At 73.8% G+C, this 12,785-nt stretch carries 4 protein-coding genes; 3 read left to right on the forward strand and 1 reads right to left on the reverse strand.

Translation table 11 applies throughout. From position 1 onward, the window contains the following. Nucleotides 1-4: 4 nt before the first annotated feature. The gene (locus OO62_RS00705; RefSeq protein ID WP_051732441.1) at nt 5-7,168 is read left to right on the forward strand and encodes an amino acid adenylation domain-containing protein; all 7,164 of its coding nucleotides are present in this window, start codon (nt 5-7) and stop codon (nt 7,166-7,168) included. Then, a complete protein-coding gene (locus OO62_RS00710; RefSeq protein WP_033265097.1) occupies nt 7,165-8,442 on the forward strand; it encodes a cytochrome P450 in 1,278 nt (425 codons plus the stop codon). Before OO62_RS00705 ends, OO62_RS00710 begins: the two co-directional genes overlap by 4 nt. A gap of 129 nt (nt 8,443-8,571) precedes the next feature. On the opposite strand, the gene OO62_RS00715 is transcribed toward OO62_RS00710, so the two are convergent. Continuing rightward, entirely contained in the window at nt 8,572-11,037 is a 2,466-nt protein-coding gene (locus OO62_RS00715) for a non-ribosomal peptide synthetase (RefSeq protein ID WP_051732443.1), read from the reverse strand. Nucleotides 11,038-11,401: 364 nt separating this feature from the next. Between OO62_RS00715 and OO62_RS00720 the strand changes: the two genes are divergently transcribed. Then, complete coding sequence (locus OO62_RS00720) at nt 11,402-12,598, forward strand: MalY/PatB family protein (protein ID WP_228332370.1); 1,197 nt, start codon at nt 11,402-11,404, stop codon at nt 12,596-12,598. The last annotated feature ends 187 nt before the right edge of the window (nt 12,599-12,785 follow it).

Raw genomic sequence — 12,785 nt, forward strand, 5'->3', positions numbered from 1 at the left:
ATCAGTGAGCACCCATGAGGCGGACCGGGCAGCTGCACCGGAAGGAGCGCGTCCGGCCCGTACGGTCGCCGCGACGCCCCTGCAGCAACAGCTCTACCTCGCCTACGAACTGACCGAGGACCACGCCCCCCACCACCTGGCGCTGGACCTCACCCTCGACGGCGTGCCGGACGCGACGGCGCTGCGGTCGGCACTGGACGACGTGGTCGACCGCCACGAGGCACTGCGCACCCGCTTCCGCTTCGAGGGCACGGCGCTGGTGCAGTCGGTCGCCGACCACCTGCCACCGCTGTGGGAGACCACCGGCCACCCCGGTGCGGAACCCGCCGGCTCCGCGGACGCGCCGGCCCGGCCGTTCGACCTCGAAAACGGGCCCCTGGTACGCGCCACCGCGCACCGCACCGGCGACACCGCGCTCCGGCTGCGGCTCACGCTCCCGCGCCTCGTCGCCGACGAGCGGTCCGTCGACCTCCTGCTGGACGACCTGCTGGCCACCTACCGCGCCCGCCTCACCCCGCACGCCCCGGCACCCGAGCCGCCCAAGCGCCAATTCGGCGACCTGTACGCGGAACCGCTCGACGCCCCCGGGCCGCCCCCGGAGCCCGGCGAGGACCTCCCCGTACCGGAACTCCCGCTGACCACCGGCCGCACGGCCGGGCGGCCGCACCAGGTGCCGCTGCCCGCCGGGGCGCTGCCCGCGCTCGACGCGCTGTGCACCGCCGCCGGCGCCACCCTCGGCGACGGGCTGCTCGCGGCGCTCGCCGTCCTGCTCCAGCGCTACACCGACGCCGACGACCTCCTGCTCGCCGCGCCGGGCCCCGACGGCCGCGGCGACGACTTCGCGCGGACCATCGGCCCGTTCGCCGGCCCCACGACCGTGCACGTCCCGCTCGCCGGGAACCCCGGCTTCCGCACGCTGCTCGGGCGGCTGCGGAGGCTGCCCCCGCGCGACCCGTCCGCCGACTGGTCGGCGCCGGAACAGCCGCCGCTCCCGGTGGGCTTCGCGCTGCGCGAGCCGTACCCCATCCGCCGGGAACTGCCCGGAGGTGCCACGGTCACCCGGCACGCGCCGCCCGAGGCACACGGCCACGCACTGCGCGTCGTGGTGACGACCGACGGCGCGGCCCGCTTCGAAAGCGTCTGGCCGGACTGGATGAGCGCGCAGTTCGCCCGGCACTTCACCGAGCTGCTGAGCGAACTCGTGCGCCGTCCGGACCACCCGGTGCACGATCTGACGCTGAGCTCCTTCGAAGCCGAAGCCGAAGCCGAAGCCATCGGGGACGCCGCGGCCGGCGGTCCGGGCCGCACGCCTGCCGGAGCCGCCCGCAGTCCCGAGGAGGAAGAAGCCGCCACCGTCCTGGAGCGCTTCGCCCGCCACGCGGCCCTGCGCCCCGACGCCGTCGCCGTCAGCCACGGGGACACCCACCTCACCTACGGCGCACTCGACCGGCGCGCCAACCAACTCGCACGGCACCTGCGAACCCTCGGCGTCGGCCCCGAAACCCTCGTCGGCCTCGCCGCCGAGCGCTCCCCGGACCTCGTCGTGGCGATACTGGGCATCCAGAAGGCCGGCGGGGCCTACGTACCGCTGGACCCGGCGTACCCCGACGCCCGGCTGGCGTACATCCTGCGGGACGCCGCGCTGGCCCATGTGGTCGTCCAGGGCCGGCCCGGCGGCTGGCTCGACGCATTCAGCGGCACCGTGGTCCGCCTCGACGAGGGCGCCGCGGCCCTGGCCGCCCTCCCGGACGAGCCGCTCGCCCACCGGCCCGCACCCGAGGACCTGGCGTACGTCATCCACACCTCGGGCTCCACGGGGGAGCCCAAGGGCACCCTCGTCACGCACCGCAACGTCGACCGGCTCCTCACCGCCACCCGGCCCTGGTTCGGCTTCGGCGAGGACGACGTCTGGACGCTGTTCCACTCGTACGCCTTCGACTTCTCGGTGTGGGAGCTGTGGGGCGCACTGGCCCACGGAGGACGCCTCGTCGTCGTTCCGCACGAGGTCAGCCGTTCCCCCGAGGACTTCCTGCGCCTGCTGCGCACCGAGCGCGTCACCGTCCTCAATCAGACCCCGTCGGCCTTCGCCCTGCTGCTGCGGGAGGAACTGCGGGTCGAGCAGCGGCTCCCGCTCGCCCTGCGCTACGTCGTCTTCGGCGGCGAGGCGCTGGACCCGCGCGCGCTCCGCCCGTGGTTCGAGCGGCACCCGGACGGCCCGCAACTGGTCAACATGTACGGCATCACCGAGACCACCGTGCACGTCACCTACCGGCCGATCCGCAAGGAGGACACCGACAGCGACAGCAGCGTGATCGGCGTGCCGATCCCGGACCTGAGTCTGGACCTGCTCGACCGCCGGGGCCGGCCGGTGCCGACCGGCGTCACCGGTGAACTCCACGTACGGGGCGCGGGCCTGGCACGCGGCTATCTGCGCCGGCCCGAACTCGACGCGGCCCGCTTCCTCGCGCTCCCCGGCGGGCGGGCCTACCGCACCGGCGACCTGGCCCGCCGGCTGCCGACCGGCGAACTGGAGTACCGCGGCCGCATCGACGACCAGGTGAAGATCCGCGGCTACCGGATCGAGCCCGGCGAGATCGAGGCCGCGCTGGCCGGACACCCGGACGTCTCCGAGGCCCTGGTGACCGCCGAACCGGACCACACCGGCGAGCGCCGCCTGGTCGGCTACGCGGTCTCCGCCCGCACCGGCCTGGGCGCCGCCGAACTGCGTGCCCACCTGGCCGGCGTGCTGCCCGCCCACATGATCCCCGCTGCCTTCGTGGTGCTGGACCGCTTCCCGCTCACCGTCAACGGCAAGGTCGACCGCCGGCGGCTGCCCGCCCCGGACCGTCCCACCGGCGCCCCCGCCACCGCCTCCGCCAACCGGGCGGAGGAGATCCTCGTCCAGGTCTGGAGCGAGGTGCTCGGGGTCGACGGCGTGGGCACCGACGAGAACTACTTCCTCCTCGGCGGCGACTCGATCCGCACCATCGCCATCCTCGGCCGGGCCCGCGAACTCGGCCTGGACTTCGAGCTCCAGGACCTGCTGCGCCACCAGACGATCCGGGAGCTGGCCCCGCACACCACCCTCGGTACGCCGGGAGCCGGCCGCCGGGACCACCGGCCGCTGGCCCTGCTCTCCGACGCCGACCGCGCCCTGCTGCCGGCCGACGTCGAGGACGCCTACCCGCTCTCCCGCCTGCAGGCCGGCATGCTCTACCACAGCGGCCTCAACGCGGCCGAACGGATCTACCACAACGTGGCGGGCTACCACCTCAGGGCCGGCTGGTCCGAGACCGCGTGGCGGTCCGCCCTGGAATCGATGCTCGCCGACCATCCCGTCCTGCGGACCTCCTTCGACCTGGACACGTACGGCGAACCGCTCCAGCTGGTGCACCGCGAGGTCACCGCGCCGATCACCTTCGAAGACCTCCGCCGGCTGTCGGCCGCCGACCGGCAGACCGCCATGGACCAGCGGTTCGAGGACGAGAAGCGCCGGGAGTTCTCGTGGGGACGGGCCCCGCTGATCCGCTTCCACCTCCAGCGGCTCACCGACGAGACCTTCGAGCTGTGGGTGACCGAACACCACGTGATCCTCGACGGCTGGAGCGAACGCTCCCTGATCACTGAGCTGTTCGAGCGCTACCTCAGCCTGCTCGGCGGTTCCCCGGGCCCGTTCCGGGAACCACCCCGCGCACACTTCGGCGCCTTCATCGCCGAGGAGCAGGCGGCCATCGCCTCGGACGAGCACCGTGCCTTCTGGACCGCTGAACTGGCCGGCAGCGACTTCGGCGCGCTGCCCCGACTCGTCCCGCCCGGCGACCGGCCCGACATGCGCCTCACCCCCGTCGAGCTGCCCGCCGAGGTCTCCGAGGGCGTGGTCCGGTGCGCCCGCCGGGTCGGCGTACCCGTCCGCACCGTGCTGCTCGCCGTCCACGCGCACGTCGTCGGCATGCTGACCGGCACCACGGACGTCGTCACCGGCGTGGTGAACAACGGCCGTACCGAGGACCGGGACGGCGACCGCGTCCTCGGCATGTTCCTCAACACCCTGCCGTTCCGCGCCCGGCTGACCGGCGGCAGCTGGGACGACCTCGTCGCCGCGGTGGGCCGCACCGACATCGACGTCCAGCAGCACCGCCGCTACCCCATGCCCGAGATCCGCCGGGCGCTCGGCGGCCGGGAGCTGTTCGAGACCTTCTTCAACTTCACCCGCTTCAGCGTCTACCGGTCCGTCCTGGAGCGGTCCGACGAGCTGGAGGTTCTCGACGAGCGGCGGATCACCAACACCAGCATCCCGTTCGGCGCCGAGTTCGCCCAGGACCTCACCTCGTCCGAGGTCAACCTCCATCTGCGGCACGACGCCGCCCAGTTCACCGAGGAGCAGGTGCGGCTGATCGGTGGCTACTACCGCCGCGCGCTCACCGCCCTGGCGACCACCCCGCAGGACCGCCACGAGCAGACCGTCCTGCTCTCCGCCGAGGAACTGCGCCAACTCGACGGCTGGCACGGCACCTCCCACCCCCGCAGCACCGACCGCCCCTTCCCCCGCCTGCTGGAGGAACGGGCGCAGGCCCAGCCGGAAGCCCCAGCCGTCATCTGCGGCCGCACGGTGCTCGACTATGCGGAGCTCAACGCCCGGGCCAACCGCCTCGCCCGTGAACTCCTCGCCCACGGCGTGGAAACCGGGGGAATCGTGGCCATCTCCGCGCCCCGCTCCGCCGACCTGCTGATCGCCATGATCGCCGTCCTCAAGGCCGGCGCCGCCTACCTGCCCATCGACCCCGCCTACCCGGCCGAGCGGATCGCGCTGCTGCTCGACGACGCCGCCCCCGCCCTGCTGCTGAGCACCCTCGACACGGCCGGCGCCCTGCCCGCTGACGACACCCCGCGACTGGTGCTCGACGCGCCGGCGACCCTGCGGCGGCTCGCCGACCGTTCCGACGCCGACCTCACCGACAACGAACGCACCCGGCCGCTGGACCCCGCCGACCCGGCCTACCTCATCTACACCTCCGGCTCCACCGGCCGGCCCAAGGGCGTGATCGTCTCGCACGCCAACATGGCCGACCTGATGGCCTGGATCGCCGGATTCCTCGGCCCGGACGGCCTGGACCGGGTGCAGGCCACCACCTCGGTCAGCTTCGACGTCTCGATCTTCGAGATCTTCGGGCCGCTCGCCGCCGGCGGCACCGTACGGCTGCACCGCGACCTGCTCGCCCTGGGCGAACCGGAGGCCCTGGAAGCCGGCCCGATCACCGCACCCGCCCTGGTCAGCGGCGTTCCCTCGGTCTTCGCCGGCCTCCTTGCGCGGCTGGACCCGCAGGTGACCGCCGGAACCGTCGTGCTGGCGGGCGAGGCGCTCAGCGCCCCGGTGGCCAACGAGATCGCCGCGGCCTTCCCCGGCGCCCGGATCGCCAACATCTACGGCCCCAGCGAGGCCCCGGTGTACGCCACCGCCTGGCTCGGCACCGGCCCCTTCGACACCGCCCCACCGATCGGGCGGCCCTCCTGGAACACCCGGGCCTACGTCCTCGACCACGGCCTGCGCCGGGTGCCGCCCGGCGTCCCCGGCGAGCTCTACCTCGGCGGCCCGGGCCTGGCCACCGGCTACCTCGGCCGCCCCACCCTGACCGCCGAACGCTTCCTCGCCGACCCGTACGGCGAACCCGGCGCGCGGATGTACCGCACCGGAGACCTCGTACGCTGGCGCCCCGACGGCGAGTTGGAGTTCCTCGGCCGGCTCGACGACCAGGTGAAGATCCGCGGCTTCCGGATCGAGCTGGGCGAGGTGGAGGCGGCAGTCCGCGACCACCCCCAGGTCGCCCGGGCCGCCGTCGTCGTACGGGAGGACCGGCCCGGGGACCAGCGGCTGGTCGCCTATGCCGTCCGCACCCCCGGCGCCACGGCCGCCGCCCTCGACCTGCGCCGCCACGTCGAGCGCCGGCTGCCCCGGCACATGGTGCCGCTCGTCGTCGTACTGGACGCCCTGCCGCTCACCCCCAACGGCAAGCTCGACCGGCGCGCCCTGCCGGCGCCGGAAGCGGAGGCCGTCGCACCCGGCGCGACCAGCCGGGCCCCGCGCACGCCCCTGGAGGCCCAACTGCTCGCCCTGTTCGCCGAGGTGCTGGGCATCGACCTCAGCGGCGCCGGTGGCACCGGCCGGCTGGGCATCGACGACAGCTTCTTCGAACGCGGCGGACACTCCCTGCTCGCCTTCCGCCTCGCCGGGCGGGTGCGCAGTGCCCTCGGCGCCGACCTCGGCATCGCCACGCTCTTCCGTACGCCCACCGTCGCCGGGATCGCCGCGCTGCTGACCGACCCCGACCGGCCCACCGACCCGTCCGACGCGCTGGACGTCCTCGTGCCGCTGCGCCCGCAGGGCGCCCGCGAGCCGCTGTTCTGCGTCCACCCGGGCGTCGGCATCGGCTGGGTCTACTCCGGGCTGCTGCGTCACCTGGACGCCGACCGCCCGGTGTACGCCCTCCAGTCACGCGGGCTCGACGGCTCCCGGCCACCGGCCGCGGACCTGGCGGAGATGGCCCGCGACTACGTTGCCCGGCTGCGCACCGTCCAGCCGCACGGCCCGTACCACCTCCTCGGCTGGTCCATGGGCGGGATCGTCGCCCACGAGATGGCCCGGCTGCTGCGGGCCGACGGCGAGCAGGTCGCCCTGCTGGCACTGCTCGACGCGTACCCCCGGCTCCCCGACGCCCGGCCCGAGGACCTCGACGAGCCGCAGGCGCTGGCGGAGGTCCTGCACTCGCTCGGCCTCCGGCAGCCGGACGACGTGTCCCTCACACCCGAGTCCGCACTGCGCCTGCTCAAGGAGCACGGCAGCGCACTCGCCACGCTCGGTCCCCGTCAACTGTCCGCGGTGGCCACCGTCTTCACGCACAACGTCAACGCCCAGCGCCGGCACGACTCCCGGCCGCTCGACGCGGACCTGCTGTTCTTCGAGGCGACCGAGGACAAGGGACCGGACCCCGAACGGCCGGTGAACTGGGCGCCGTACGTCCGCGGTCGGATCGACAGCCATCCGGTCGCCTGCCGGCACGGCGACATGCTCGCGCCCGAGCCGCTGGCCGAGATCGCCGCCGTCCTCGCCGCCCGCCTCCGCGCACTGCCCCGCGTGGCGCCCGCGCCGACCACCCCTCAGGAGACCAGGTGAACAGGCCGCTCGCAGACCCCCGCCCGGACGCCGGTCGTCCCGGCAGCACCGCACCGCGTCACACCATCCCGTTCGCACTGATCGACCCCGCGGTCCACCAGGACCCCGATGCCTGCGACGCCTGGCGCACCCTCCGCGACACCCATCCGGTCTCCTGGTGCGAGGCCGAGGGCGACCGCCCCGGCTTCTGGGTGATCACCCGCTACCAGGACATCGCCGCGGTCTACCGCGACACCGCCCGGCTCAGCTCCGAGCAGGGCAACATGCTCGACACGCTGCTCACCGGGGGCGACTCCGCGGGCGGCCGGATGCTGGTCGTCACCGACCCGCCCCGGCACTCCGCGGTGCGCAAGGTGCTGCAGGGCGCCTTCTCCGCCCGGGCCATGGCGCAGGTCGCCGACAGCGTCCGGACCGCGACCAAGGACCTGGTGGCGGCCGTCGTCGACGCGGGCGGCGGAGACTTCGTCGCCGACGTCGCCGCCCAGATCCCGCTCATGGCCATCTGCGAACTGCTCGACGTGCCACCTGCCGACCGCGCGCTGATGCTCGACCTGACCATGGCGGCGATGGGCGCGGACGGCACCGCCGAGGCCGCTGAGGCGGCGGCCGACGCCCAGGAGGACATCCTGCTCTACTACGCCGGACTGCTGCCCGGCCGACGGGAGTTCCCGGGCGACGACGTGGTCAGCCTGCTGGCGAACGGCGAGGCCGGCGGCAAGCCGCTCAGCGACGCCGAAGTGCTGCTGAACTGCTACAACATCATCATCGGCGGCGACGAGACCACCCGGCTGTCCTCCGCCGGTGCCGTACTGGCCCTGATCGACCACCCCGAGCAGTGGCGGCGCCTGCGCGAGGACGAGGGCCTGCTCGACTCCGCCGTCGAGGAGGTCCTGCGCTGGACGACGCCGGTGACGCACCTCGGGCGGACCGCCACGACGGACCTCACCCTGCACGGCTGCGACATCGCGGCGGGGGACATCGTCACCCTCTGGAACACCTCGGCCAACCGCGACCCGGACGTCTTCCCGGACCCCTACCGCTTCGACGTCTCCCGCACCCCGAACCGGCACCTCACCCTCGGCCACGGCCCGCACTTCTGCCTCGGCGGGCCGCTGGCCAGGGTCGAACTCCGGGTCATGCTGGAGGAGTTGCGGAACCAGATCGGCGGTCTGGAGCTGGCCGGACCGGTCGAACGGATCAGGTCCAGCTTCCTGACCGGCATCAGCCGGCTGCCGATCCGCTGCACCGCCGCCGGCCCGGCAGCCTCCGTCTGAACGCGCCCACCCGCCCCCGGAAGCGGCTCCTCAGCCCCTGAGGGCCTCGGTGATCCGGCGGCGGGTGGTCTGCGCGGCGAACCCGCACACCCCGGTGGGACCCGCCCCCACCCGGCGGCAACGGCGGCGCTACTCCGGCCCCGCTGACCCCTCTACGGTTCCGCGCTCGCCGGCCGTGTCCCGGAGGTTCGCGGCCAGCTTCCGCAGCGTCGGAAAGCGGTACAGGTCGACCAAGGTGACCTCGGGTACCTGCGTCATGCTGCGCAGGGCCTTCATCGAGTCGCCGCCCAGGGCGAAGAAGTCGTCGTCCCGCCCGATCGCCTCGACCCCCAGGACCTCACGCCACGCCGCGGCGATCCGCTCCTCCCAGGGGCCGCCGGGAGCCTCCTCCGCCGACACGGCGCCGCCCTCGTGCCGACCGTGCGGGGACGGCGGCGCCGGGAGCGCCTTGCGGTCGAGCTTCCCGTTCGGGCTCAGCGGCATGGCGGGCAGCACCAGCAGCGCACCGGGCACCATATGGGCCGGCAGCCGGGTCGCGAGCCGGCCGCGGACCTCCTCGGGGTCGAGGTCCTTGCCCTCGCGCGGCACCGCATAACCGACCAGGGCGGGCGCACCCGTCCGGTCCGGCCGCGCCGCCACCGCGGCTTCCTTGATCCGGGGATGGTCCCGGAGCACCGACTCGATCTCGGTCAGCTCCACCCGCAACCCGTGGATCTTGACCTGGAGGTCGGTGCGGCCGAGGAGCTCGATCAGCCCGTCGGCACCGAACCTGGCCAGGTCACCCGTGCGGTACAGCCGCTCGTCGGTCACCGGACCGTACGACCAGCGCAGGAACCGCTCGGCGGTGAGGTCGGGCAGGTCCAGGTAGCCCACCGCGAGGCCGTCGCCCGCGAGGTACAACTCGCCGGCCACCCCCGGCGGAACGGGCCGCAGCGCCTCGTCCAGGATGTACGTCCGCTGATTGGCCATCGGGCGGCCGTACGGGATGCTGGTCCAGGCGGGGTCGGTCGCCTCGACCTCGAACAGCGTCGAGTAGATCGAGGCTTCGGTGGCCCCGCCGAGGGAGATGAAGCGGGCGTCCGGCGCGAACTGCCGTGTCCGGTCGGGCATCTTCACCGGAATCCAGTCCCCGGCGAGCATGATCAGCCGCAGGGTGCCCAGCGGCGAGGGACCACCCGCGGCGGTGCGCTCGACGTGTTCGAGTACCAGGTCCAGCAGGGCCGGTGCGGTGTTCCAGACGGTGACGCCGTGCTGCGCGGCCAGTTCCGCCCAGTGGCCCGGGTCCTTGGCCCGGCCCGGCGCCGGAAGCACCAGGGTGCCGCCGGCCGCGGTCATGCCGAGGAACTCGTAGACCGACATGTCGAAACTCGGGGAGGACAGCCCGAGCACGCTGTCGCCGGCGGCCACGCCGAAGCGGGTGTTGAGGTCCGCGATGTTGTTCAGCACGCCGCGGTGGCGCAGCGCGATCGGCTTGGGGCGGCCCGTGGAGCCCGAGGTGTGGATCACGTAGCAGAGGTTGTCCGGGCCGGCCACCGGCTCCGGGGCGTGGTCCGGCCGGGCGGCCAGGGCCGCGGCGTCGCGGTCCAGCAGCACGAGGTGGCCCCGCACCACGGGGTGCTCGCCGTCGCTCAGCGCGGCGGCTTGCTCGGCCCGGCTGACCAGGGCCACGCAGGAGGCGCCGGTGATCATCGTGGTCAGCCTGGCGCGGGGATACGCGGGGTCGAGCGGCACGTAGGCGCCGCCGGCCTTGAGCACACCGAGCACGGCGACGAGCAGGTCGGGCGACGGGCCGAGAAAGAGGCCGACCCGGTCGTCCGGGCCGACGCCGAGGTCCCGCAGGTGGTGGGCCAGCCGGTTGGCCGCGGCATCGATCTCCCGGTACGTCAGCCGAACCGCGCCCTGGGCCACGGCAACCGCGTCCGGCGCCTGCCGGGTGCGCTCCTCGAACACCTCGTGCAGACACCTGCCCTCGTGGGGCAGCGCCGCGGCGGTGTCGTTCCAGTCCAGCAGGAAGCGGCGCTGCTCGGCCTCGGTGAGCAGGGTGAGTTCCGCCAGCGGCCGGTCCGGGTGGCGTACGCCGTCGGTGAGCAGCTGCCCGTAGTGGGCGAGCAGCCGCTGCGCCGTCGCGGGATCGAAGAGCCGCTCGTCGAAGTGGAGCGCGGCCCAGCGGGACCCCTCCTCCACCGTGGGCAGGACCAACTGGGCCTCGTACGGCCGGTCGTCGCCGGCCCCCGGGGCCCCGCCGACGCGGACGCCGAGGCGGGCGGGCTCCGGTCCGGGACGGGCCACCGCACCGGCCTCACCCGCCAGGCCGCGGAACGTGCTCCCGCCGGTGACCGAAAAGCGCAGCAGCGCCTCCTTGCCGCCCTCCTGGACGGCCCGGAACTCCACGTGGTTCTCCCCGGAGTACCGGTGGACCAGCGCGGCGAATGCCGCGAGCAGCACATTTTCCGGAGTGGACGCGCAGGATGCCGCCACCGCGCCCACGGCGCCGTCGTACAGACCGGGTATCTCCTGGCGCACCACGGCCCTGCACGCCGGTACGTCGACGCCACGGGGCCGGTCCGTGGGGAGTTGGGCGGCATGCGAGGACAATGACCGTCTCCTGTCTCAGAGTTTCTCGACATCGCGGATGCACTTCGGCGGCGGGCGATCGACGGGGCGCAGCTGCGCACCGCGGCCGGGTCGGGAACCTCCGAGTCCGGGAACGGCTCCGACTCAGTGGCCAATCCGGGCTGCGCGCCCGGCTGTTGGGACAGTATCCGGCCACGATCACCGCCACAATGTGGCGGGCGTCACATCCCGTGACCCGGTGCTGCCGCATAATCTTGTGGCCTCCCCAAGGGGGCCTCGACGTTGACGAACGCGGGGGAATCCGTCGCCGTCCCCCTGTCGCGCGGCAACGCACCGACCGGTCCGAACGGCGCCGCGCCGACCGACCGACTGGGGGAACTGCCCTGTGAGCACTGACATTTCGCCGGCCGATCTCGTCGCCGTCGACCCGTACCGCCTCGCACAACGCGACGGCGAGAAATGGGCCACCGCCGGCGACGGCATGCTGTCCTCGTGGGTTGCCGACATGGACTTCCCGACCGCGCCCGCGATCCGCGAGGCGCTGATGCGCCGCGCGGACGGCGACCTCGGCTACCCCACGTGGTTCGACGAGAGCCGCGGTGGCCCGCTGGGGGAGGTGTTCGCCGAGCGGACGCTCCGGCGGTACGGCCACCGGCCCGACCCGACGCACACCCGGCTGTTCACCGACATCAACCAGGCGATGCTGGCGACGCTCCAGGTCGCCACCGAACCGGGCGACGCGGTGCTGCTGCACACCCCCGCCTGCCCGCCGTTCGTCGAGGTCATCGAGAAGATCGGCCGCAGACCGCTGACCGTGCCCGTCGAAGAGGCCGACGGCGGCTGGGAGTTCGACCCCGCCCGCATGGCACGCGCCGCGGCGGACGGCACGTCCGGACGCTGCCGGGTGCTCTTCCTGGTGAACCCGCACAACCCCACCGGACGGGTGTTCCGTCGTGACGAACTGGAGTCGCTGGCGGAGCTGGTGCTGCGGAACGACCTGCTGGTGATCTCCGACGAGGTGCACGCCGACCTGACCCACGCCCCGCACCGCCACATCCCCTTCGCCTCGCTCGGCGCGGAGATCGCCGCCCGCACCGTCACCCTCACCTCGGGCAGCAAGGCGTTCAACCTCGCCGGGATCCGCTGCGCGGTGGCCCACATCGGACCACCGGCCGTCCGCGAGGCCGTGGACGCCCGGCGCGGGCTGCTGTTCGGCCAGGTCGGCGTCCTCGCGGTCGAGGCGCTGAAGGCCGCCTGGACGGCCGGCGACGACTGGCTGGACGAGGTGATGGCGGTCCTCGCCCGCAACCGGCGGCGGCTGGCCGAGCGGCTGCCCCGGGGGATCCGCTGCCGGACGCCGGAGGCCACCTTCCTCGCCTGGCTGGACTGCCGGCAGGCCGGGCTCGACGCCGACCCCATGCCGTTCTTCCGTGACGAGGCCAAGGTGCTGCTCTTCTCCGGGCCGGCCTTCGGCGCCGCCGGCGAGGGATTCGTCCGGCTCAATTTCGGTACCTCACCGCAGATCCTCGAAGAGACCCTGGACCGCATGGACAAGGCCCTGCGGCGGCGCGACGGGGATTGAAACCCCGGCCGGGGCGCCCGGGCCGAAAGCGACAATGCGGAAAGTTTTTCCTTTGTCGTTGACGTGCGCAGGGCAGCTGCTAGTACAGTTCGGAATGATCACGGGGGACAAAGTCGGGGGACTTTCCCGGGAGTTCGGGCCTACGCCGAGAACTCCCCGGCCACCACCGGAAGAATGTGACCCGGCC

It is taken from the genome of Streptomyces lydicus (assembly GCF_000717345.1).
Classification (GTDB): domain Bacteria; phylum Actinomycetota; class Actinomycetes; order Streptomycetales; family Streptomycetaceae; genus Streptomyces; species Streptomyces lydicus.